The sequence below is a fragment of the Flavobacterium chungangensis genome, assembly GCF_042654045.1.
Lineage (GTDB): Bacteria > Bacteroidota > Bacteroidia > Flavobacteriales > Flavobacteriaceae > Flavobacterium > Flavobacterium chungangensis.
Map to the genome: position 1 here is coordinate 25,621 of NZ_JBHSFY010000003.1, position 26,110 is coordinate 51,730.

General features: G+C 35.7%; 11 protein-coding genes. 9 read left to right on the forward strand and 2 right to left on the reverse strand.

Annotated elements, in window-relative coordinates:
- Position 1: 1 nt before the first annotated feature.
- Positions 2-2,122, reverse strand: coding sequence for a TonB-dependent receptor domain-containing protein (locus ACFO3N_RS05300; RefSeq protein WP_379795829.1), 2,121 nt, complete (start codon positions 2,120-2,122; stop codon positions 2-4).
- A 373-nt stretch (positions 2,123-2,495) separates the two neighbouring features.
- On the reverse strand, positions 2,496-3,392 hold the full coding sequence (gene gldA, locus ACFO3N_RS05305; RefSeq protein WP_379795831.1) for a gliding motility-associated ABC transporter ATP-binding subunit GldA: 897 nt from the start codon (positions 3,390-3,392) through the stop codon (positions 2,496-2,498).
- A 148-nt stretch (positions 3,393-3,540) separates the two neighbouring features.
- On the opposite strand from gldA, the gene ACFO3N_RS05310 reads away from it, so the two are divergent.
- From ACFO3N_RS05310 to ACFO3N_RS05350, 9 genes are all read left to right on the forward strand, one after another.
- Positions 3,541-4,125, forward strand: coding sequence for an outer membrane beta-barrel protein (locus ACFO3N_RS05310; protein ID WP_248729255.1), 585 nt, complete (start codon positions 3,541-3,543; stop codon positions 4,123-4,125).
- 223 nt (positions 4,126-4,348) lie between these two features.
- Complete coding sequence (locus ACFO3N_RS05315; RefSeq protein WP_379795833.1) at positions 4,349-4,936, forward strand: outer membrane beta-barrel protein; 588 nt, start codon at positions 4,349-4,351, stop codon at positions 4,934-4,936.
- Between the two features lie 211 nt (positions 4,937-5,147).
- Positions 5,148-8,102 carry a DUF8202 domain-containing protein gene (locus ACFO3N_RS05320; protein WP_379795835.1) on the forward strand — a complete coding sequence of 985 codons (2,955 nt, stop codon included), beginning with the start codon at positions 5,148-5,150 and terminating at the stop codon, positions 8,100-8,102.
- Positions 8,103-8,246: 144 nt separating this feature from the next.
- Complete coding sequence (locus ACFO3N_RS05325) at positions 8,247-18,119, forward strand: RHS repeat-associated core domain-containing protein (RefSeq protein ID WP_379795837.1); 9,873 nt, start codon at positions 8,247-8,249, stop codon at positions 18,117-18,119.
- Position 18,120: 1 nt separating this feature from the next.
- Positions 18,121-18,546 (forward strand): hypothetical protein, encoded by a 426-nt coding sequence (locus tag ACFO3N_RS05330; RefSeq protein WP_379795839.1) that lies wholly within the window; start codon positions 18,121-18,123, stop codon positions 18,544-18,546.
- 447 nt (positions 18,547-18,993) lie between these two features.
- Positions 18,994-21,699, forward strand: coding sequence for an RHS repeat domain-containing protein (locus ACFO3N_RS05335; RefSeq protein ID WP_379795841.1), 2,706 nt, complete (start codon positions 18,994-18,996; stop codon positions 21,697-21,699).
- A gap of 4 nt (positions 21,700-21,703) precedes the next feature.
- Positions 21,704-22,306, forward strand: a complete 603-nt coding sequence (locus ACFO3N_RS05340; RefSeq protein WP_379795843.1) for a hypothetical protein — start codon at positions 21,704-21,706, stop codon at positions 22,304-22,306.
- A gap of 525 nt (positions 22,307-22,831) precedes the next feature.
- Positions 22,832-25,360: an RHS repeat domain-containing protein gene (locus ACFO3N_RS05345; protein ID WP_379795845.1), complete on the forward strand. Its 2,529-nt coding sequence runs from the start codon at positions 22,832-22,834 to the stop codon at positions 25,358-25,360.
- Positions 25,344-25,868 (forward strand): hypothetical protein, encoded by a 525-nt coding sequence (locus ACFO3N_RS05350; RefSeq protein ID WP_379795847.1) that lies wholly within the window; start codon positions 25,344-25,346, stop codon positions 25,866-25,868. The genes ACFO3N_RS05345 and ACFO3N_RS05350 overlap by 17 nt, the downstream gene beginning before the upstream one ends.
- The last annotated feature ends 242 nt before the right edge of the window (positions 25,869-26,110 follow it).

Sequence of the window (26,110 nt, forward strand, 5' to 3'; positions counted from 1 at the left end):
TTTATATACGGTATGTAAATGCAATTGTCGCTATACGATTGTCAAGATCATATCTTTTATCAATAGTAGTTTGCGCAACAGCAGATTTAATGTAGAAATTATTGGTATTGAAAACATCGGTAAAATTGAGTTTAATATTCCCTTTTTTAGCCAAAACTTGTTTAGAAATTCCAATGCTGAAATCAAAGAAACCATCTCTTTGGTAAATTCCAAGATTAGATTTTGACTGATATTGTGCATTTCCTTCTGCTTTCAAGGTTTCGGTTATAGTAAAAGAGTTTTGAACACTCAGATTGATTGTCATTATAGGATCAATTGTATTGCTGTTTAAAATTTGCCCCATAAATTTATTTTCAAAAACATTCAATAAAGTGTTGACAGACCACCATTTGCTTAACTCAGAAGTATTGGTAATGTTAACTCCGTAATTGTATGATTTATCAACGTTTATTTGAGTGGTAACGGTTGTATTCGTGTCTTGATTGTAGTTGTATACTTCTGTAAAAACATCTTTGGTGCTATTAAAATAAACAGAAGCCATAAAATTGCTTTTCCATGCATAACCAATTTCCATAGCGTGTGTAATCTCAGGAATTAAGTTCGGATTTCCTTGAGAATAATTAAATGAATCATCGTAAAAACGAAACGGATTTAAATCAAATTGACTTGGTCTATTAATTCTTTTGCTGTATGATGCATGTGCCGAATGATTACTCGTGAATTCATATTTTAAAGAAAGACTCGGGAACCATTTCAAATAGTCATCTTTGTGTTCTTCATTCAATGTTTTCTGATCAATATTAATTGCAGTGTATTCACTTCTTAAACCAGCCTGAATATTTAATTTTTCTAACTGATATTTGTAGTTGGCGTAAGCGGCGTAAATCTGTTCATTATATTCAAAATGATTGGTCGAGTTAAAATCAATAAGCCATTCATTGTTTTCATAATATTCGTAAACAGATGGATTATCATTGTTTTTAATACTGGCTTTGAAACCCCATTCAATAGATTGTTTTTCTTTGAACGGATTTACAAAATCAACTTTTCCTGTAAAGACTTTTAATTGAGAAGGAATATAACCGCGACGATCGTTTACAATAGTAGCGTTTGCAGTATTGTCTGCACTCTGAAATTGATTAGATCTAAACTTCGAAGTTTCATATTCAAAATCAAAAATCATATTTTTTCCTTCGTCGTTGAATTTATGCGTACCAGAAAAAGCGTACGTATAATCGTTCCATTTTTCTTTACTGTCATTGTAAGTCAAAGCATCAAAAATGGGCTGATTTGAAGTGTTGAAGACTTTATTTGTTCCGTCCGCCATATTTTCATAGCGCCCGATTTTGGCATCAACATAGAACTCTAAATTGGTTTTAGGCGAAACCTCATATTGAGTTCCCACTTTGAAATTATTAGAAGTTAAAGGTTCATCTGTTATAGAAGTTTGATGATTGGTAGTAGCAATTTCTTGGTGTGAAAGACTTGTAAATTGAGTCTGATTGAATTCTTTATGCTCTTCTTCACCACGGAAAGTATAGCTGTAATTTCCAAAAACGCCCCATTTATCTTTATTATAATTTAAGTTGAAACCCGAATTGGTTCTATTTTTTCGTCCCCTTCCGTAACTCGCAAAAGCAGTACCTTTTAAACCAGCCGAATTTGGCTTTTTAAGTATGATGTTAATAATTCCAGCTTTTCCGGCAGCATCATATTTAGAAGAAGGATTGGTAATTACTTCAATTTGTTTAATATTGGATGAAGTTGTAGCTTTTAGATAATTAGCCAATTCTTTTTGAGAAAGCTGCGTTAGTTTACCATTAATCATTACGGCAACACCTTGTTGTCCGCGAATGGACAAATCGCCATCTTGAGACACAACAACGCCTGGCGCACGAGATAAGATGTCAAGCGCGGTTCCGCCTTCAGAAACAATGCTGTTTTCTACATTAAAAACAAGACGATCCGATTTTTGAGTGTAAAGTATTTTCTTTTTACTAATCACAATTTCATCTAAAGCATTTATAGTGGTTTCGACAATACTATCTGTTTCTTTTTCTGTTTGAGAATATCCATCATATACCGAAAAAGCGAGCATAAGAGAGGTTATTATTTTTTTCATGTTGTTTGAATTTGGCCTATTCTAAACCGAGATTTAGAACATAATAATCTTTGTAATTTTTAAAATCAGAGTCTATCGCAGTACAATTTGTTCTAATTTGTCTGATAATCTTTTTCGAAGATGTATTACTTGATTTGGTACAACAGAAATAAGTTTTTTAAGAGTAAGGAGAATAGGTAACATACCGAGGCATTTAAAATTTGATTTGCCAAATATAACACTATTTATAACAAGTCTAAATAAAAATAGTAATTATTTTTTTTGAAAAACCTTTATTTTACTGATTTGCAGAAAAAAGGCAATAAAAAAGCGGTTTGTTTTTAAATAAAACAAACCGCTTTTTTAACTGAAAACCGAGACTTCGACTGAAAACTTACTTAGTAATCTCTCTAAAAACAGCTTCCAGATTTTTATTTTTCTGATTGAGTTGTAAAGTTTTTAATCCATTTTCGTTGGCAAAGTCAAAAATAGCAGGGCGCATATCTTTCTCTGTAACAAAAGTTAGCTCCCATGTCATGTCATGCGTATTTATATAAGAAGAAATATTTTCTAGTCTAGCCAAAAGCTGTTCTTCAACTTTGTAATCAAACTCTACTTCAATCACTTGCTCTTTATTGGCAGTAACCAAATGATCCAATTTATTGTCTGCAACGATTTGTCCTTTGTCAATAATTATGACACGATCGCAAATTGCTTCAACCTCTTGCATGATGTGTGTCGATAAAAAAACAGTTTTATTTTTTCCTGCATTTTTAATCACATTTCGAATTTCCATTAACTGGTTAGGATCCAGTCCAGTAGTTGGTTCATCCAAAATCAAAACTTCTGGATCATGAAGCAAAGCATTTGCCAATCCAACACGCTGGCGGTATCCTTTAGAAAGCTGTCCAATCTTTTTATGACTTTCGGGTGTCAGTCCTGTCAGTTGAATTACTTCTTCAATTCTTGATTTTGGCACGTTGTAAACATCAGCATTAAATGCCAAATACTCACGAACATACAAATCCAAATATAACGGATTGTGCTCTGGTAAGTAACCAATCGAGCGTTGAACCTCTTTTGCGTTTGTCATGACATCGTGACCATTTACAAGGGCTGAGCCACTATCGGCAAGTAAATAAGTGGTCAAAATTTTCATCAAAGTAGATTTTCCAGCTCCGTTTGGACCAAGAAATCCTACGATTTCTCCTTTCTCTATTTTAAAAGAAATTTCATTTAGAGCTTTTTGCTCTCCGTAACTTTTTGATATACTGTTTACTTCTATCGACATGACTTTTTATTTGTTACAAAAGTAGCGAGAAATAGTTTCGATTGCTACAAATTTATCTCTTAAAGTAATTATAAAAAAAATGAGCAGCCCAGTATTCACGGCATCGTTATTGTTAAAGGAATGCTAAAATTAAAATAAAACCCAAATCATGAAAAAAATTCTAGTGATGGCTGCTTTAGCTATCTGCAGTTTTGCAAACGCACAAAAAGGTACAATCTTAGTTGGTGGAAACATCGGTTACACTTCTGAAAAATCAGAATACAGATTTAGCGAAGACAAAACAAGTACATTTACTTTTTCTCCAAAAGTAGGTTACCAATTTAACGATAACTGGACAGTAGGAGGAGAATTTGCAGTAAGTTCATCTAACAACGAAACTACAGCTGGTATTGAAGAAAAAAACAACAACTTCAAATTAGGAGCATTTGTTCGTTACTCTGTGCCATTAAGCCAAACTTTTGCAGTTTTTGCTGATATGGGTGCAGGTTTCCAAACTCAAAAAGACAAAGTGTACGGTCCTGGAAATGCTTTCTCAAAATACAAAGGAGACGGTATGTATGTTGGAGTAACTCCAGCTCTTTTCATCAACATGAAAAAAGGTTTTGGTCTTAACTTCAGCATTGGTGGTTTAGGATACGAAACTTTAAGCTATGACAATAATGGAGCAGATTACAGTAAATTCTACTTCAACTTTGGTCAAACATTTAACATTGGAATCTCTAAAAACTTCTAATCTTAGTTTTTATATTCAATTTCAGAAAGCGCTCCATTTGGAGCGCTTTTTTTATGCTCTAATGTAAACTTATTGTTTACGAATTTGTAATAAAAAACGCAATTATTGCCAATGTGTTTAGAATGTATTAAGTAACTGTAAATATTTGGTTTTTCGATTATTATTGATTGTCTGATGGCATTGTTGTTGGTTAATACCTACAAATTTTAAATTATAAACCATTATGAAAAAAATGCTACTTATTCTTGCATTGTCAGTTTTTGGCTTTGCAAATGCCCAAAAGGGAACAATTTTAGTTGGAGGAAATATTGGTTATACTTCTGAAAAAACGGATAGAGAAATTGTATCAGCAAAAAACAATTTTTTTGAGTTTTCTCCAAAAATCGGATATCAATTTCATGATAACTGGACAGCTGGAATCGAATTTTCGGTACAATCTTCAAAAAGTAATCTTGGAGAGGGTGAAAGTAAAGCGAATACTTTTAAAACAGGAGCTTTTGTACGTTATACAATGCCATTGAACGAAACTTTTTCAGTTTTTGCTGATTTGGGGGCTGGGTTTCAAAATCAAAAAATCAAAAATTACGAAAATGGATCGCTTGTGTCAGAAAATAAAGCTGATGGTTTTTATACAGGCATAACTCCGGCTCTTTTTATTAATATGAAAAAAGGGTTTGGCTTAAATTTTAGTATTGGTGGATTAGGATATGAGACCTTAAATTACGATGTAAGTGGCAGTGATGTTGATTATAGTAAATTCTTTGTCAATTTTGGAAAAACTGTGAATATTGGAATTTCTAAAAACTTTTAGTTTTAAATTTTATGCAAATAGAAAAGCGCTTCAATTGAAGCGTTTTTTTTGTTTTTCTTTATAATAACTTAAGCTTATTTGAATAAAAAAAATGTCTTAAATTAAATTTTAACAAGAATAAATCTATTATTTATTTTTATATATCAGAAAAATATTATAAAATTGTAAGAAATTTTTGTTAAAACTAATATACCAGTATTATTTAAGCCATATGAAAAAAGTAAAAAGCCTGTTTATTTTGTGTTTTGTTTTTTGTGTTCAGATTTTGTCCTACAGTCAATCTCCGGGAGGAGTGCAGGGGGCGCAAATTTGGTTTAAAACGAATAGGTTATCTAATACTAATTTTAACTGGCAGGATTTTGGAGGAGACGGATCCAAATTAAATAATTGGAATACCACCACCGAGTATTCCTATTTTGGCAGATATTACAATTTTAATCCTGCACTGTATCTCTACTCAGGGACTCGTCAGTTTTTTCTAAATAATACCAATCTACAGCAAGGAACAATTATAGGACTTTACAGTCATGTAGGAATTGGTTTTAATTCAGAGAATATTTTATTTGGAATTACTGGCCGTCCCAATGAAGGCACAATCATTACAAATGATAGGATAGTAAATAGTAATGAAAGAGATGGCGAAGTTTTGGACTATGGAAGTACCGATGGTGAGGATTTGTATAGAAATAAGGACAATAGTGAAGGATCAGATGATAAATTCAGGGAACGTTCCTTAAAAATTGTTTCCTACTACCAGTACCAACAGCCTAACAGTTCTGTATGGGGAGAAGATCAAAAGTCGAATTTAACGCTAGGTTATGGATACCTAAATGCTGCAAATGGCTTATCTACTTATCCGGAGACCAACTTTGCAAATAATTTTAACGGATATGTTCCAGAGCTTCTGGTTTACAGCCGTGTTCTAACACCTTTGGAACGTTGTAAAATTGAAACGTATCTGGCTGTAAAGTATGGTGTAAGTTTGAGTAATTCTTATATAGGAAGTGATGATAAACTAATCTGGGACTGGAGTGCTAATAAAACCTACAACAACCGTATTACCGGTATTATGCGCGATGATACAAGTAATTTAAATCAGACATTTTCTACTACTAGTTATGAAGAAGCGCCCTATTTTTCAGATGCCTTCGATTCTTATCAGGATACCAATATAAGAGATTTATCTTCTACAAATAGATTGTTGGCCATGGGACAATTTCCTGGGAATTCCTTAGCAGATAAAAATGCAGTTTTATGGGGAGATGATAATGGAGTATTAACCGCACAGAATGCGGGCGGTATAGCCGGAATTAAACGTATGGCCAGATCATGGAAATTAGTAACCAATGTTGTACCCTCAACAACCGAAGAAAAAACGTTGCTTTTTAAAAATAACGGGCTATCAACAGAGTCAGAATTTGCCAAAACTACCTTTGCAAATAAAACAGCTTCAACTACAGGGACAAGTGTTACTACAATTCCTTTAAAGGATAAAACAGGATATTTAGAATTTAAGCCTTTAACCTTAGGAAATGTTACAATAGTAAAATTTGGAGAGCAAAGCGGTATAGCAGGCACATCTGATTACGGTGTAAAAATCGAAGCAAACGGATCTGTTTATGCAATAGAAAACACTAAACAGCTCGTAAGCTTAGGTAATATTACAGTCAACTATCATAAAGTAACCTTGGAGAAAAAGGGAAATGAAGTGTATATAAATGCCTATGATCCTAACGGAAATAAAGCTTTTACATCAAAAACATTAACAGTATTACCAGCAGATGCAGATAAATCATTTTATGGTGTTGTATCGTTGGAGAAAAAAACTACAGATGTATCCATAACGGTTACACATGGTGGGTTTGTGCCAACAGGTTCTAAAATAGAATTGTCGTATGATAGCTCAAGAGCGTCAGAATTTGCAAATTATACTGATAAAAGTTTCTTGATTATTGACCGTTCCGGGACAGGTAATTTTGAAGTGGATAAAGTAGAATATTATCCCGTAAGCGAAATAGATGCTGTCAGAAAAAAAATAATATTCAACAATGTTATCTGGGACGCTGACGGAAATGGTAAAGATGTTTTTTCTTTTGGGTATAAGGCAACCAATATTAAACTAATTGCACTTGAAGACGGAATAGCTCCTACTTGTAAAGACGGTGTTTTACAACAGGATGGAAAAATTAATATTGAGGTAAAAGAAGGAATGCCCGGTTACAAATACACTTTAGTTAAAACAGGAACTACGCCGGTTTTACAAACGGGAACTTTTTATGAATCAAAAATGACATTAACAGGTATTGAAGCTGGAAGTTATGATTTGACACTGGAAATGCTAGGGACTAATTTTGAAAAATCATTAGTAGCAGCACAGTCTGCTTCTGTAACAAGTACGGCATTAACTGTTCTTGGAAACGGAAGCTTAGAGTGGGCTGTAACTGATTTTGTGTCAGATAAATATGTTGGTTTTATCAGTCAGAAAACCAATCGTACCTCAGCCTATCTTAATTATGGAGTTAAGATAAAACAAAATCAGTTGTATTTCTGGAATAAAGGCACTGCACAGGCAAATGTTTTAGCAACGCTTGAAAAAGGAAGCAAAATAAAGCTGGAAATGCAGGGAGGAGTTTTAAAATGCTGGGTTAATACCGTTTTGGTTGGAACACAAGATATCGCAACAGCAGATAAAACATTACCGTATTACGGATTTGTAGCGCTTGACGGTGTCAATAACGGAATTTATAATTTACTGCATACAGGATTTGTAACAAGTCCGACAAAACTGGTTTGGGAAGCCGCAAATTATTTAAACATAACAGAAGGCGACGGGGTTACAAACAGATTGGTACAGAAAATAGTATTGACCGCACCAGAATGTAATGAGATCGTTCCGCCTATTGTACCGCCTGTATTGGACAATCTTGTCGTTGCTCCCGTACCTTCAAAACCTGGTGCAAACTTCAACATATATGTAAAATTAAACGAACCATCCGAAATTATGGTATTGATCTTTAATACGGGAGGAACATTAATAACTCAGCTCCGAAATCCGGATCAGCTAAAAACAGCAACTTTTACAACCAGTATTCCTGTCCCAGGAATTTATATCATAAAAGTTTTAACTGCAGAAGGAGAGTTTTCAAAATCAATCATTATTCAGTAATAAAAACCTGAATTTTAGCAAGAAACAGGCATCAGTATACAATAAAATAATACCCAAAACACCAGTTTTGGAAAAATCATCATATATAATATGGAAAAGAAATACAATTCGAAATCAGCCATACAAAGGATAACAGCAAGCATATTGTCAGTAATAATATTAGGACAAAGCGCATTTGCCTATAATTTTCGATCAGCAGCGATTTTTATAAATACTTCTGCAGGTGTACATCAGAATCAGCAGGCTTACGATTCGAAAAAAATAGTAAATACTGTCAGTCAAAAAAGTTTTACAGGCAGTACATCACATTCAGAGACAAATAAAATAATTATTCCTGCTTTGGAGAATGGAGGGATTATAGGTATTTATGCCGGGAAACTTTTAGATAATCCGGCAGACAATATTTTTCATTTCAGTCTTAAAGAAAAGCCAGCATCAGAAGACCGTGTGAAACTGGTTTATGAATTACAGGGAATTTCAGATTATCATGGAGCTGCTGTAAGTATCAATGATGAATTTTCCAGAGGAGGAAATTGGGTGCAAAAAAGCGACCAGTGGAGCCAACAAGAACAGTATATAAGTGTTTCAAGTTTACATTCTGGCGATAATACAGTATTATTTTCACTTCCAGAAAATGCTTCCTACGGATATCAAGTTCGTAATTTATCTCTGGTAATAGAAAAAGGAAAAGCAAAAACATTGCAGCTGGAAAACCTGACAGCTCTAAGTTATAAAGGAGAAGGGTATGTAAGCGGTTTTGTAGACGGATTAACAGCTGACAGTCAGATTAGCATTGATGGAAAAGCAGTCATACATCAAAATGGATTTTTTGAGACCGTACTGCCTTTAGAAAATAATTCAACTGCAACAGTAAAAATTACCTCAAATGGAAAAACAACAGAGCAGAAAATTGCTGTAAAACCTTTTTCGGCAACGCATCAGGAACCGTTACTGAAAGTTCTTGCAGGAGAATCGAAACGATTTATTAAAGGACAAAAAAATATACTTTCTGTAGGTGCGGCAAGTCTTGAGGTCAGCGAAAGCGCTTTGTTAGAAAACAAAACATTAAGCATTACGCCTTTACGATCTTTAGACTTACCTGCCTTAGATCCCACAATGACGAATCTTACTAATGGAAGAGGATATCGTTTTTTGCCTCATGGTGAACATTTTGCGGATGGAGCAGTTGTAAAATTAGGATATAATAAAGAATTACTGCCTCCGGGATATACGGAAGAAGATATCCGTACTTTCTTTTTTGATAAAAATACAGGGCATTGGGAGGCATTGGAGCGCGATAGTTTGGATACAGCACATCAAATAATCATTTCAAAAACAACGCATTTCACTGATATGATTAATGGTGTGATCAAAACACCAGAATCTCCAGATACACAAGGATTTGCTGCTACAATGATGAATGACATTAAAGCAGCAGACCCTACAGCAGCTGTACAAACGATACAGCCGCCAACAGCAAACCAGTACGGATCGGCAAATTTAAGTTATGCGATAGAAGTTCCGCCTGCACGAAACGGCATGCATCCCAATATCAATGTAGCTTATAATAGCGATGGCGGAAGCGGATGGCTCGGTGAAGGTTGGGACATACAAACTCCTGCAATCAGTGTAGATACAAGATGGGGAGTACCGAGATATAGTACCACTCTGGAGACAGAAACCTATAGTTTAAACGGTACAATGCTCGTGCAAATGGACGGTCAAAATACAACAGCAGCGCATCGTGGGGAGAAAATTGCCCGAAAAACAGGCGATGTTCAGTTTTATCCAAGAACAGAGGGAGGTTTCAGTAAAATTATTAGAAAAGGATCAGATCCTAAAAATTATACTTGGGAAGTCACAGATAAAAACGGGACTTTGTATAAATACCAACAAGTTCTAAAAGGCGATAACGGAAACATTGCCGAGTGGTATCTAACCAGCGTAACAGAACTGCACGGAGACTATATTAAATATACTTTTTCGGCAGTAGATGAAACGGTGCAAGGCAGCGTAAAAGCGAAAGCCGTATATCTAAGTACAGCTGAATATGGCAATAAAAATGATAATGCACATACAAGCATTTCGTTTGTAAACGGACTAGATAAAACCGTAAAAACAAACAGCGGGCGTTATGGATTTCTGACTTCAAAACAAAAATTGCTGACCAAAGTAACAGTAACCCATTTAGGGAACACCCTGCGCAGTTATGATTTTGTTTATAAAAAAGACGATGGTGCTTTCAAAAAAACACTTCTGGAAAAAATAGTGCAGAATGACGCCAGCGGAGCAAAATTTAACGAGCATATTTTTGATTATTATGACGATGTAAAAGCAGCAGAAGGTTATGTGCCTTTTAGCAATACTACAGAAGATTGGGATACCGGAAAAGATGATGTAACCGGAAAGGGTGTGATAACTAAAAACGAAATAACTAAAGATAATGTTATTTTTAATGATAAAATTTCAGCACTTGGAGGTGGAGTTTCTACTTCTGAAGGATTTTCTTTATTTGTAGGAGTTGGTCTTGATGATAAAAGTTACTTTTCTGCAAGTAACACCGTAGGTGCTAATTTCTCGTATTCTCCATCACAATCAAACGGTCTTTTAACTTTAGTAGATATTAATGGTGATGGTTTAGCAGATAAAGTCTTTAGTGAATCGGGTAGAATTTACTATCGTCCAAATATAGGGAGCAATACTTTTGGAGATAAATTAGAAGTTCACGGAATTTCTAGAATTTCATTCACCAAGTCAAAAGCTACAAGTTATGGTGCGGTTGCAAAAATTGGATTTGCATCTATCGTTGCGACAGTAGGAACCAGTTATGAAAATAGTACAACTACTACCAGTGCTTATTTTCAAGATGTTAATAATGACGGTTTAGTAGATTTAGTACGAGATGGAGTGGTATATTTTAATCATATTGTGCATCTTAATGGGAATGCAATACCAACTTTCACTACTTCAAGTTCTGATACTGCCAGTCCAATAAAAGGAGGCGGAAAAATAGACAGCAGTGTAGCAGCAGTAGATCCTGCGGAGCAGGCCGAAGCAATTGCCAATTCTCCTTTGCAAGATGTGGTTAGAATGTGGGAAGCTCCTTTTGATGGAACCATAAAAATAGAAAGTACAGCTACACTTATACCGCCAACAGGAAACTATGATGAAGCAGAGTATGCTTTGGCAGATGGTGTGTTTGTGGGTATTCAAAAAGGAGCAGTACAAATTGTGGCACAACAGCCACTTACAAAAGCGGCACCTTCAGCTAATCTTTCAACCGTTTCGCAAATAGTAACAAAAGGAGAGAAAATATATTTTAGAGTACAATCTGGCCGTACAGATCTTGCCAATGGAGCCTTTGATCAGGTCGATTGGAATCCTGTTATTACTTACACCGACGCATCGAGAACAGGCTTGCCTACAAATCCTGACGGTCAGCAGCGTTACAGCTACAAAGCTACAGAAGGTTTTGTACTAGACAATGGTACGCCTAATATAGTGGTCCAGAAAGCAAATGAAGCAGGAGCAGTACAGGTAACAGGAGTTTTTACAAAACCCATAACCAGCGATGCTGTTACCGTAAGCCTTTTAGGCAAAAATAGCTTAGGTGCCTTTACTACAATTTGGTGTAAAACCTATTCTGCAGCTGAAACTGTCAATAGTTTACTTACAGCCAATACTATTTTACCTGCTCTTGCAGCCGATTATCAGGAAGTAAAAATTGCCATAACAAGCGAAACCAATGTGGCTTGGGATAAAATAATGTGGGATGCAAAATTAACCCATTATCCTTTGGGGAATTTTACAGCAGTTACTCCTACTCCTTCAGATGCAAATTGTACGGGATTAAATAGTGCAGTAATTACTGGGAAATCAGATTATGAAACCGTACCATTTAAAGATTACAGCCTTTTTGCAGATCATTTAATAGAAGGAAAATTGTATCCTTCAGCTGTAAAAGCCACCCTTACACTTGTGCCTAATTTAACAGGAGTGAATACAAACGGAATTACTTATAAAGTAACCCTTTCTGCAAAAACAAGTACAGGAGTTTTGCTCGGAAAAAGCAATTATAATATGCTTAATGGAGTATTGACTTCTGCAGCTCCATTGCAGGTAAACGTGAATGAAGGTGATAAAATTTGGATCGAATATACCCTTACAAATCGCGAAGCTTTGGGAGTTATTCCGGTATCGGCAGCTACAAAAGCAACGGTAACAGTAAACGGAACACCAATTGTAGCAGCAGTATTTGCTCCAGTTCTAGCCGATACAGAAAAATTTGGATCGATGCAACGCCATTGGGGGCAATTTATTTATAATGCTATGGATGGACGTTATAACAAACCTATCGACGAGAGCAAACTGGTATTGCCAGATTCAGATAAAGCAGAAACAGATCCTAGAAAAATGATCTTTAATATGATGACTCCTGATGTAATGACTAAAAAATACTGGTCAGGAGCAGACAATCTAACTTATGTAAATGGCTCTGTAGTATCAAGTTCTCGTTTAGGTGAAGATAATGTAGTACTGGCAAATCCGTTAGAAGGATTGAATGCAGGAGAAGTAAACACTAATAATTCTTATTGCGCAGAGGGGTCTGGTGCAACCGGAATTAACAAAGTGACAAAAGGAAATAGTGTATCTATACAAACTGGGGCGGGCGCTTTTACGATTAGTACAGCAACGGGTAATTCAGAAGTGGTTTTTGATTTCCAAGATATGAATGGCGATGGATTTCCAGATATTATTAGTAAGCGAAATATTCAGATGACCAATAGTAATGGCGGTTTTGATGGTGAAAATGTTGCGATTAGCGGACTGCACAATAGCACGAGTCAGGCTTACAGCGTTTCTGCCGGTGGAGGGGCTATGCATGCTTCTGCTATAGGAACTGCACAGGGAACATATAATAAAGCAGCTAAAAATCTTGCCACTGCTAATATAGGGGGGTCATGTGAGGCAGTAAAAAAAGCAGAAACCGCTACTGCAAATGCAAAAGCGGCTTTAGATAAAGCAAAAAAAGAATCTTCTTCTGTTACAGTAAATGGAGGAGTAAGTTACAATAAGGAAGCAACGGTGCAGACATGGACAGATATTAACGGTGATGGTTTGCCTGATAAAATATTGAGCGATAAAAAAGTACAGCTTAATTTAGGATATGGTTTTACAGATCCTATTGATTATGGTTTAGAAGATATTACCAAAGGCGAATCGATATTTCCAAGTATAGGCATGGGAGTTGATTTTGGTTCTTCGTCAATAAGTGCTGGTTATGGACTCACCAAAACTATAACATGGAACGATTTTAGTCTTCAGGATGTAAATGGAGATGGATTAGTAGATCAAGTATTTAAAAACAATTTGGTTCGTTTAAATTTAGGGGATCGTTACAGTGCTCCAATGCCATGGAACGGATTGGAAGTTTTAGGCCAAGTTTCTTCTACAGCCGAATCGCTTAATACAGCCTATACTGCTGCAGTGCCAATACCACTTATTCAGTTAAAAGTGGCGGTTACACCTGGAGTAAATGCAGGACTTTCCAGCAACCGTGTAGAAAGCCAACTACAGGATATTGATGGCGACGGATTCCCTGATTATTTAACTTCAACTACAGATGATCAATTAAATGTAAAACGATCTACTATTGCGCGTACCAATAAATTGAAATCTGTTCATACGCCTTTGGGAGCAGAATTTACTGTAGATTACAGCCGTACTACACCAACTTACGATCATCCGGGAGGGAAATGGGTATTGCAGAGTGTGGCAATCAAAGACGGAATCGCCAGCGATGGTCCTGATATGAAAACACAATTTGCCTATGCAAAAGGTAAATACGAACGTCACGAAAGAAGTTTCCTTGGCTTTGGCGAAGTAAAAATCCAAAACATCGATACCGAAAATAGCGATAAAGTATACAGAACCTTAACCCAAAATTACGACGTATCTGATTATTACAATGCAGGACAATTACTGAGTTCGGTTCTAGAAAGTAATGAAGGGGTAAACAGTGCTTCAAATGCAGGAGCAAAATATACAGAAAGTATACAGGATTATTATACCTATCAGGTAAAAGCCGCCGGAGATCAATATGATTTTACGCCAGTTTCTAAAATATGTTCAGACCGAGCAGTGAGTTTTAACCCTGTTAAAAATATAACTTCATTGGCGTATGAAGGCGGTTCATCTCCTTTGAAATTAAACGAAATTCACAATGAATATTATGTAGGTTCCGGAACCTTTGGAGATTTAAAAAGTTACAGCTATAAAGACAACAGCACTGGAAACTACAAAACCGAAATGGCGTATGTAGCCAATTTAGGCAAGCACATTTTGGGTCTTCCGGTAAATAGTAAAGTAAGTATGAATGGTGTCACGGTTCGTGATTTTAGAGCAGTTTACGATGTAAATTATGCCAATCATATTACACAGATAAAACAGAACCTCAATGGCAGCGAATGGGCGGTTACAGATCTGAAATATGATAGTTACGGAAATATAACCCAAAAAACATTGCCTGAGAATTACAAAAAAGAGCGTCCGTTTTATAAATACCGTTACGACGATCAGTTTAAGATGTATGTAGAAGAAATCTCAGATAACTTTGAATACCGCAGTTACGCCAGAAATTACGACAGCCGCTACGGAATTGCATTGGAAACCGAAGATGTAAACGGTTATCTGATCAAGAAAGAAATTGATGAATTTGGACGTCTGACTAAAGTTCAGGGGCCAAAAGAAGCCGCAACAGGACAGCCGTATACCATTGCGATGGAGTATTTCCCGACAACGACCGTTTCTAACGGAAATATCACAAGGACTGCCTATGCAAGAACCAAACATTTTGATGCACAGCACCCGAATGATCCTATTGAAACGGTGACTTTTGTGGACGGACTGGGAAGACCAATACAAGTGAAAAAAGACGGAGCGATTACCGATAATAAAACTCCCGACCAGCAGAGCGATGTCATGGTTGTTTCGGGACGAGCGAAGTTTGATGCCTTCGGACGTGTAAAAGCAGCCTATTATCCGCAGACTGCACCACTAGGCGACTGGAATAAATTGATGGACAGTTTCGATTCGGTTGAGCCGACCAAAACGGTTTATGATGTTTTAGACCGACCAGTTGCAACGACTCTGCCTGATGGCGCAGAAACTAAAATGGCATACAGCATAGAAGGCGATTTGCTGAAAACAGAAGTGACCGATGCGTTGAACAATACCAATTCAAGCTATGCCAACGGTTCTGGACTGACTATGAAAACCCTTGATGCCAATAGCGTTGCAACGCAGTTTGGCTATGACGGAATAAACAGAAATATAAGTGTTACAGACGCTCAAGGACAGCAGACCCTAAGCAAATATGATCTGGCTGACAGGAGAATAGAAGTCATCCAGCCTGATGCAGGAAAAAGCACTTTTAAGTTTGATGCCTTAAATAATCTTTTAGAAAGACAAACGGCAAATCTGGAGGCCAAAAGCAAAAAGATTACGTATGAATATGAGTTTAACCGATTAACCAATATTCATTATCCGGAGAATCCGCAGAACGATGTGCGTTATGTTTTCGGTTCTAAAAACGAAAGCCAGAACCGCAAAGGAAGATTGATTCTGATGGAAGATGCCACGGGAGCGCAGGAATTCTCGTATGGCGTGATGGGAGAGATCGAAAGCATCCGCAGAACGGTGATTGTGCCAAATTCAGCAATTGCGACATACGTGACAAGCTGGAAGTACGATTCATGGAACCGTCTGCAGGAAATGATTTATCCAGATCAGGAAAAAGTAAATTATACGTATAATTCTGGCGGACTGTTGCAGGCAGTGGCAGGCAAAAAAGCCTACAGCTACAATTATGTAAACAAAATTGGCTACGATAAATTTGAACAGAGAAGCTATTTAAAATATTGCAACGGAACGGAAACCAAGTACAATTACGAGCCGCTGAGAAGAAGACTCGATAATATGACCGTAGCTTCAGGAACAGGATATCAGGGCAATAACACGCCAAGAATGTTCATGAACAACAAATACCAGTATGACAAAGTAAGCAATGTCTTAAATGTGACCAACAGCGCCGCAGGCGTAGCCAATAAAATGGGCGGGATAATGTCTCATAATTACGCTTATGATAATCTGTATCAATTGACAAGCGCAAACGGAGTTTACACAGGAGCCGACCAGAAAACGGCAAATTACAGTCTGGAAATGAAATACGACGATCTACACAATATTGTAAGCAAAACGCAAAACGTAATGCAGAACAAAGTGACAGAAACAGGCATTTTGAAGGCAGGTTATACTATGAATTACAATTATAACGGAACCAACAAACACCAGCTGGATAATGTAACCGAAACCGAATACAGAACCAAAAACACCGACCCGAAAGTCGATAAGAATAAAAACAATAAATATGTCTACGACAAGAACGGAAACATGATTTATGTAAATATCGAGGAAGTTAAAACTGACGGTAAAGTCAATGAAAAAGCCCAAGAGAAGAAATTTATCTGGGATGAAGAAAATCGTTTAGGGGCTGTTGATATTAACGGTTACGTTTCTAATTATACGTATGACGCAGGAGGCGAGCGAGTAACGAAGCTTTCTGGCGGAGGACAAGGGATATTTGTAAACTCTGCATTCTCTGGAGGCAAAACTTCTACAAGTGATTTTACCCTTTATGTGAATCCTTATTTGGTGGCTCAAAGTGGCGGAAGATACACGAAACATATTTATATCGGAAGTCAAAGAATAGTTTCTAAGCTTGGTGATTTCGACAGTTACGGAGCGGATCCTAGACGTGTTGAGAAAGCTGGAGAATCTTTTTCTGGCGTGAAGGTGAATTATGATGCTAAATACAAGAAATCATTAGATGTTGTAAAAGCAAATTACGCATCGTTTGAAGTTCCATATTATGGGCTTGACAATAATGATTATGTAAATGGTTTAGGATTTTGTTGTAATCCTTCTGGAGAAACAAACTCTAGCAGTACAACAGGAAAAATGACTGCCAAGAATGATAATGCAGAATTGCAGCAATTCTATTATCATCCTGACCATTTGGGAAGTTCTTCGTATATTAGTAACTTAGATGGTGAAGTAGTTCAGCATATTGAATATGTGCCTTTCGGGGAAGTTTTCTTGGAAGAGAAAAACGCGAAGTGGAATACACCGTATCTTTTCACAAGTAAAGAGTTAGACAGAGAAACAGGATTGTACTATTTTGGGGCAAGGTATCAAGATCCGAAACTTGGAGTTTGGTTATCAGTCGATCCGCAAGCTCAAAAATCCCTAAATTGGTCTCCTTATAATTACTGTTTTAATAATCCTATTAAATTCATTGATCCTGACGGGGAGTATCCTATAATTACTATTACAAAACAAGTAGCAGGAAGTACCTTACAAAGAGTTATTGGTTATACCCAAGAAGGAAGAAGAACAAGGGTAAATCTCTATCGTGTAACAGTTACAGATACTGAAAATAAAAATTACAAGATGTCATTTTTAACAACACGTGATGCATTTGTAGTTAGGCAGAAGGATGCTGCAAGTGGAAAATTAACAAATGTTGCGTTTGAGCCAAAAGAAGAAAATGTTAACCATTATACAGCTAAAGTTGTACCAGGTGGTTATCCAAAAGGGGATGGGACAAAAGCACTGAAACTTACTCAATCTGGATCTGAAGTGATGCACGCAGAAGCAAACGATACATCAGTTGAATTAGGGTATAGAACAAAAGCTAATGTTGTTTCTGGAGTTATGTTACATGTTGGTGGAGTTTATAAACATGCGGATGGAAGTTTATCTTATGCAGCTTCCGAAGGTTGTTTCGGAATTACAGATGAAAATAATTCAGAGAAAAATCCATCTAATAACTATTCGAATAGAGTTCTTGAGTCTATAATTGAGCAAGCAAATAAAAGTAAGACAAATAAAGGCAAAATAGAAGTAGTTGTAGAAAAAAGAAATTCTAAAGAAAGAACAAATACAAAAAGCAATTAGTATGAAAAGAAGCATTTTTTTATTGTTATTTTTTATTGTGTTTTTTGGGTGTAAATCAGATAATGATCTAAAAAAATATGAAATAACAAAATATGTAGAAGTAGATGAAAATTTTCAATATTCAAAAGACATGTTAAGATTTGATAAAAAAAAATATAAACCAACTATTACTTTTAGGTATGATAATGATACACTTAGTTCTGTTGTAGTGTATAAATCAGAAGGAGGAATATCTTATAATATTTTGGAATTAAAAAAAGATTCATTGCTTATGGAGATGTATGAAATTTCAGAAGTAAAAAAAGCAAAAATAAGTAAGAATATTTTTTATGATGATAAAAAAGAATATCCAATTACAGAACAAAGGAAGGATAGTGTTTTTTGTTTATTAAAGGGTAATCTTTTATTTGTAAAGTTGTTAGATTAGTTAATTCCGGTAATGTATCAGATTAGGGTATTTTCAAGAAATATGCTTTTAAGAACATTTAAATAAAGGATAAATATTAATTTTTATAAAAAATGAGACAGTCTTAGGGCTGTCTTTTTTGTTTTTAGAGTTTTAAACGGTTTTAAAATGAGGTTTTTACTCTCGAGTGTTTCAGATTAGGGCATAAAAATAAAAGGTTTTTTTGTCTTATTCTGTTTAATATTAGGCTTTTGAGGGTGGTCAATGTTGAATAATAAAGCAATCTTTGAAGCTGTATGCTGTTGAAGAAAGTTCATTGAAAAAACGAAGATGTGATGTGTAGCCCCGATAGAAGCGGTATCCTTTTGTGGCGGGGTTCGTCACAAAAGATATAGCGGATAGCGGGACTAAAGGTGTTTTTGAAAACGAAGATTTTCTGCTTCAGATCATTAAATAAGCACTTACGATATGGCAGACAGACGCACACAGGTCATCCAGCCCGATGCAGGAAAAAGCACGTTTAAGTTTGATGCCTTAAATAACCTTTTAGAAAGGCAAACAGCCAATCTGGAAGCAAAAAGCAAAAAGATTACCTACGAATATGAGTTTAACCGATTAACAAATATCCATTACCCTGAGAATCCTCAGAATGATGTGCGTTATGTTTTCGGTTCTAAAAACGAAAGCCAAAACCGCAAAGGGAGACTGATTTTGTTGGAAGATGCCACAGGCGCGCAGGAATTCTCATACGGAGTTCTGGGCGAGATCGAAAGCATCCGTAGAACTGTGATTGTACCTAATTCAGCGATTGCAACTTATGTGACAAGTTGGAAATACGACTCATGGAACCGTCTGCAGGAAATGATTTATCCTGATCAGGAAAAAGTAAATTATACGTATAATTCTGGCGGACTGCTGCAGGCAGTGGCAGGCAAAAAAGCCTACAGCTACAATTACGTAAACAAAATTGGCTATGACAAATTTGAGCAGAGAAGCTACCTGAAATACTGCAACGGAACGGAAACCAAGTACAATTACGAGCCGCTGAGAAGAAGACTCGATAATATGACCGTAGCCTCAGGAACAGGCTATCAGGGCAATAACACGCCTAGAATGTTCATGAACAACAAATACCAGTATGATAAAGTAAGCAATGTCTTGAACGTTACCAACAGCGCCGCAGGCGTAGCCAATAAAATGGGCGGGATAATGTCTCATAATTACGCTTACGATAATCTGTACCAGCTGACATCTGCCAGCGGAATATACACAGGAGCCGACCAGAAAACGGCAAATTACAGTCTGGAAATGAAATACGACGATCTGCACAATATTGTAAGCAAAACGCAAAACGTAATGCAGAACAAAGTAACAGAAACAGGCATTTTGAAGGCAGGTTATACCATGAACTATAATTATAATAGTACAAACAAACACCAGCTGGATAATGTAACAGAAACCGAATACAGAACCAAAAACACAGACCCTAAAGTAGACAAAAACAAGAACAATAAATATGTCTACGACAAGAATGGGAACATGATTTATGTAAATACTGATGAGGTTAAAACCGATGGAAAAGTAAATGAAAAAGCGCAAGAGAAAAAATTCTTGTGGGATGAAGAAAATAGACTTGGCGCAGTGGATATTAATGGTTATGTGAGTAATTACACGTATGACGCTGGAGGTGAACGTGTAACTAAGTTATCAGGCGGAGGACAAGGGATATTTGTAAACTCTGTTTTCTCTGGAGGTAAAACCTCAACGAGTGATTTTACACTTTATGTGAATCCTTATTTAGTAGCTCAAAGTGGCGGAAGATATACCAAACACATTTATATTGGAAGCCAAAGAATTGTTTCTAAACTTGGTGATTTTGACAGTTACGGAGCTGACCCGCGAAGAGTTGAAAAAGCAGGAGAATCATTCTCAGGAGTAAAGGTAAATTATGATGCTAAATACAAGAAATCATTAGATGTTGTAAAAGCAAATTACGCATCGTTTGAAGTTCCATATTATGGGCTTGACAATAATGATTATGTAAATGGTTTAGGATTTTGTTGTAATCCTTCTGGAGAAACAAACTCTAGCAGTACAACAGGAAAAATGACTGCAAAAAATGACAATGCGGAGTTGCAACAATTCTATTACCACCCTGATCATTTGGGAAGTTCTTCGTATATTAGCAATCTGGATGGCGAAGTTGTTCAGCATATTGAATATGTGCCTTTTGGAGAAGTTTTCTTAGAGGAGAAAAATGCTAAGTGGAATACGCCGTATTTGTTTACATCTAAGGAGTTAGATCGTGAGACTGGATTGTATTATTTTGGAGCTAGGTACCAAGATCCGAAACTTGGAATCTTTATATCTGTAGATCTGTTGACGGAGAAACATCCTAACTATTCTTCATATAATTATGTAGCTAATAACCCTATAAAATTAATTGATCCAGATGGCAAAGATTGGGTGAAAAATAAAGCATCAGGTAAGTATGAATGGAAAAAAGAAGTAACTTCTTTGGACAATACTCCTAAAGAATATGTTTATATTGGAAGAGAGGATAGTTCTATTGTTTATGATTTATTTGGTCAATCAAGTTTCAAGACTTCTGATTGGGATATGGGGTCTATTTCTGGAGATACTTTCGACAATGCTTATTCTGCTAAAGGTGCAGCTGTTTATAATATGACAGCAGAAAGCACATTAAATGTTGCTTTTTCTGCAGATGTAAAAACTAAATATGATAGTTCAGGAGAAATTAAAACTAAAGAATTTTTAGGTATTAATATATTTGCTACAGTATCAGGGGAGACTAATGCTCCTTATCCAAATATTGGAGCATTAAGTTTAAGAGGAGACAAAATGTCATTGCAGGGTAAACAGATGGGTGTTTTTAAACCAGGTCCTTACGGTGGTATATCACAAGGGGGAGATGTTCCTAGTTTAAATTATCAAAGTTATTGGAGTGCAGGCTCAATACAAAGTAGTTACGGGAAGTCATCTAATCTTAATTTCAGTTTTAAAGGAGTATATTTTGATACAGATAGCTTGAAATCTTTAACAGCTCCTGGTTTTGGAGGATTAATTCCATTTGAAAACACTACTAATTTGAATTTATCAATTCCATTTAATAATGCTAGTAGTGGAAATTATATTAATACCAATAAACTTTAAGAATATGAAAAAGATAGTTTGTTTAGTCTTTTTTTTAATAATCTCTTGTAAAAATAGAGGTTTGGATAATCCAGGATCTTTAAAAATGAGTTATAAATACTTAACTGAATATAGATCCACAAAAAATAAAAACTTTTTAGAAAAGAGTTATAAAGAATTATCTAAAACTGCAATGTATAGAGAAAAAGGACTTACAGATGAGAATTACCAGTTAGTTGTACCTTTATTAATGTATCTTAAAAAATATGAGGAGTTAGAGACTTTATTAGTTAAAAATACAACTATGAATCCTAGTAAGAAAGAAATAACGCTTAATACAATTAGGTATTTAAAAAATTATAAAAAAGATAAAAATGTAGCTAAAAATTATATTGATAAAAATTTGAAATACATTAAAAATAAGATTGATCAAAATCCAAAAGATTCATTGTTATATGTCGATTACTTCATAATGAAATTGTATAAAAGTGATAGGATAACAGCATTAAAGGAAGTAGATAGCATGAAAATGATTAATAAAGATTTTTCGGGTTTATTTTATAAGGCAATGCTAAAAGATGCTATAGAAGATTATCCAGATGAATATTTGGGTAATGTATCAAATTAGCTGGTAATGGGTAATGTATCAGATTAGGGCATTTATAATAAATATGCTTTTACGAACATTAGAGTAAAGAATGAATATTAATTTTTATAAAAAATCAGACAGCCTTTGGGCTGTCTTTTTTGTTTTTCGAGTTTTAAACGGTTTTAAAATGAGGTTTTTACTCTCGAGTGTTTCAGATTAGGGCATAAAAATAAAAGTTTTTTTGTCTTATTCTGTTTAAAATTAGGCTTTTGAGGGCGGTTAATATTGAATAATAAAGCAATCTTTGAAGCTGTATGCTGTTGAAGAAAGTTCATTGAAAAAACGAAGATGTGATATGTAGCCCCGATAGAAGCGGTATCCTTTTGTGGCGGGGTTCGCCACAAAAGATATAGCGGATAGCGGGACTAAAGGTGTTTTTGGAAACGAAGATGTTCTGCTTCAGATCATTAACCAAGCAAATATGATTATGCCGACAGGAGAATAGAAGTCATCCAGCCCGATGCAGGAAAAAGCACTTTTAAGTATGATGCCTTAAATAACCTTTTGGAAAGGCAAACCGCCAATCTGGAAGCAAAAAGCAAAAAGATCACGTATGAATACGAGTTTAACCGATTAACCAATATTCATTATCCTGAAAATCCTCAGAACGATGTGCGCTATGTTTTCGGATCTAAAAACGAAAGCCAGAACCGCAAGGGAAGACTGATTTTGGTGGAAGATGCCACAGGCGCACAGGAATTCTCATATGGAGTTCTGGGCGAGATCGAAAGCATTCGCAGAACCGTAATTGTACCAAATTCAGCCGTTGCAACTTATGTAACGAGCTGGAAATACGACTCATGGAACCGTCTTCAGGAAATGATTTATCCAGATCAGGAAAAAGTAAATTATACGTATAATTCTGGCGGATTACTGCAGGCAGTGGCAGGCAAAAAAGCCTACAGCTATAACTATGTCAACAAAATTGGCTACGATAAATTTGAGCAGAGAAGCTACCTGAAATACTGTAACGGAACCGAAACCAAGTACAATTACGAACCGTTAAGACGAAGACTGGACAATATGACCGTAGCTTCAGGAACAGGATATCAGGGCAATAATACGCCAAGAATGTTCATGAACAACAAGTACCAGTATGACAAAGTAAGCAATGTCTTGGACGTTACCAACAGCGCAGCGGGCGTAAGCAATAAAATGGGTGGAATGATGGCGCATAATTACAACTATGATAATTTGTACCAGTTAACAAGTGCAAACGGAGTTTACACAGGAGCGGACCAGAAAACGGTAAATTACAGTCTGGAAATGAAATACGACGATCTGCACAATATTGTAAGCAAAACGCAAAACGTAATGCAGAACAAGGTTACAGAAACAGGCATTTTGAAGGCAGGTTATACCATGAATTACAATTATAACGGAACCAACAAACACCAGCTCGATAATGTAACCGAAACCGAATACAGAACCAAAAACACAGACCCAAAAGTCGACAAGAACAAGAACAATAAATATGTTTACGACAAAAACGGGAACATGATTTATGTAAATACCGAAGAAGTTAAAACTGACGGTAAAGTCAATGAAAAAGCACAGGAGAAAAAATTCTTGTGGGATGAAGAAAATCGTTTAGGTGCAGTAGACATTAACGGTTATGTTTCTAACTACACTTATGACGCAGGAGGAGAACGTGTGACTAAGCTTTCTGGAGGAGGACAAGGGATTTTTGTGAACTCTGCATTCTCTGGAGGAAAAACATCAACATCTGATTTTACTTTGTATGTTAATCCATATTTAGTGGCTCAAAGTGGTGGTCGTTATACTAAACACATTTATATTGGCTCACAGCGTATTGTAAGCAAGCTTGGTGATTTTGACAGTTACGGAGCAGACCCAAGACGTGTAGAGAAAGCTGGAGAATCTTTTTCTGGTGTTAAAGTGAATTACGATGCCAAGTACAAGAAAGCTTTAGAAACTGTGAAGGCGAACTACGCATCGTTTGAAGTTCCATATTATGGGCTTGACAATAATGATTATGTAAATGGTTTAGGATTTTGTTGTAATCCTTCTGGAGAAACAAACTCTAGCAGTACAACAGGAAAAATGACAGCCAAGAACGATAATGCAGAATTACAGCAATTCTATTACCACCCTGATCATTTGGGAAGTTCTTCGTACATTAGCAACTTAGATGGTGAAGTAGTTCAGCATATAGAATATGTGCCTTTTGGGGAAGTTTTCTTAGAAGAAAAGAATGCGAAATGGAATACACCTTATTTGTTTACATCTAAGGAGTTAGATAGAGAGACTGGACTTTACTACTACGGGGCAAGATACCAAGACCCGAAACTGGGAATTTTTATATCAGTTGATCCATTGGCGGAGAAATTTGCTGGTTATTCTTCTTATGCTTATGCACTTAATAATCCTTTAGGTTTTATTGACCCAACAGGAATGGGACCAGAAGACCCGCCTACAGTTTGGGGCAAGATTAAAGCTTATGCAGATTATCAGTGGAATACAAAAATACCGTATGACTTGAAAAAGATAGGCAGAGAACTTGATAATGGATGGCGTTATGAAAGTAAATTACCAGGAGGAAAAGCAGGAGGTTATGATTTCAGAAGCAGTCTTAGAAATGGTGAGGATTCCAGCGGAAAAGTTCAGAAAGGAAAAGGTGATAGAAATACCCAAATTGTAGATGTAACAGGATTGGATGCTTTATCAACTTATGTAGGGTTTAGTACAGGTACTAAAACAATATCAAAAAGCGGTAAAGTTATCGATGTTCTTAGTGATTTTGCAAAAGTAGTTCAATCATATTCTAATGGTTGGACAATTGGCCAAAATGCTGGGGAAATGGTTAATCAAGCCAAAACAGAAATAACAGTTACCGTAGAGAAATATTCAACTACAGGAACATTGAGAGGAAATCCTTCCCAGGTTCATAAAGTAGAAAAAGATTCCACAGTTAATAATCAATCAGATGCAAAGAAAATTTTTGATAGAAATAATCAAAGACTACTGGAAGCAGAAAGAAAAGCAAAGAAAGAAAATGAAAGGAGTAACTAAAATAATTATTATATTTTGTGCATTTTTCTTTATTCAATGTAAAGAGAAATCTACTAAAAGTGAAGAATTTATTAATACTAAATTCAAAGGGAATGGCGTTGAATATAGCATAGAATTTCCTGATACTGTTTTAAGAGGAAAGAAATACAAAGGGGAAATACATTATACGAATGTATTAGATACTATTACTGAGAGTATGATAAATGATTCTACAAGTAAAAGAAATAGATATATTATCTTTTCAATGGCTCTAACGGATAACATTGATTATGTAGAAAAAGATTTATGGAAAATTGCTAAAGATACTTTTGGTGCTATAGATAATCACACAATTCCTTTTTATGATGTAAAGTTTAATAAATCAGGAACGTTTTTTATAGATGGAGTTATAAATGATCAAGGATATATAACTTCAGATATAAAAAATGAAAAAGGAAGTTATGATACAAGGATTATCACTAATGAATTTAGAGCGACAAAAAAAGTAGTTGTCATTGATAAGGGTTAATGTACCCGATCCTCCGCTCCGGTAATGTATCAGATTAGGGTATTTTCAAGAAATATGCTTTTAAGAACATTTAAATAAAGGATAAATATTAATTTTTATAAAAAATGAGACAGCCTTCGGGCTGTCTTTTTTGTTTTTAGGGTTTTAAACGGTTTAAAAATGAGGTTTTTACTCTCGATTGTTTTAGATTAGGGCATAAAAATAAAAGGTTTTTTTGTCTTATTCTGTTTAATATTAGGCTT

Bases quoted from the DNA above. Each gene is read 5' to 3' on its own strand.
- ACFO3N_RS05300 (WP_379795829.1), bottom strand. From the start codon at position 2,122: ATGAAAAAAATAATAACCTCTCTTATGCTCGCTTTTTCGGTATATGAT.
- gldA (WP_379795831.1), bottom strand. From the start codon at position 3,392: ATGTCGATAGAAGTAAACAGTATATCAAAAAGTTACGGAGAGCAAAAA.
- ACFO3N_RS05310 (WP_248729255.1), top strand. From the start codon at position 3,541: ATGAAAAAAATTCTAGTGATGGCTGCTTTAGCTATCTGCAGTTTTGCA.
- ACFO3N_RS05315 (WP_379795833.1), top strand. From the start codon at position 4,349: ATGAAAAAAATGCTACTTATTCTTGCATTGTCAGTTTTTGGCTTTGCA.
- ACFO3N_RS05320 (WP_379795835.1), top strand. From the start codon at position 5,148: ATGAAAAAAGTAAAAAGCCTGTTTATTTTGTGTTTTGTTTTTTGTGTT.
- ACFO3N_RS05330 (WP_379795839.1), top strand. From the start codon at position 18,121: ATGAAAAGAAGCATTTTTTTATTGTTATTTTTTATTGTGTTTTTTGGG.
- ACFO3N_RS05335 (WP_379795841.1), top strand. From the start codon at position 18,994: ATGGCAGACAGACGCACACAGGTCATCCAGCCCGATGCAGGAAAAAGC.
- ACFO3N_RS05340 (WP_379795843.1), top strand. From the start codon at position 21,704: ATGAAAAAGATAGTTTGTTTAGTCTTTTTTTTAATAATCTCTTGTAAA.
- ACFO3N_RS05350 (WP_379795847.1), top strand. From the start codon at position 25,344: ATGAAAGGAGTAACTAAAATAATTATTATATTTTGTGCATTTTTCTTT.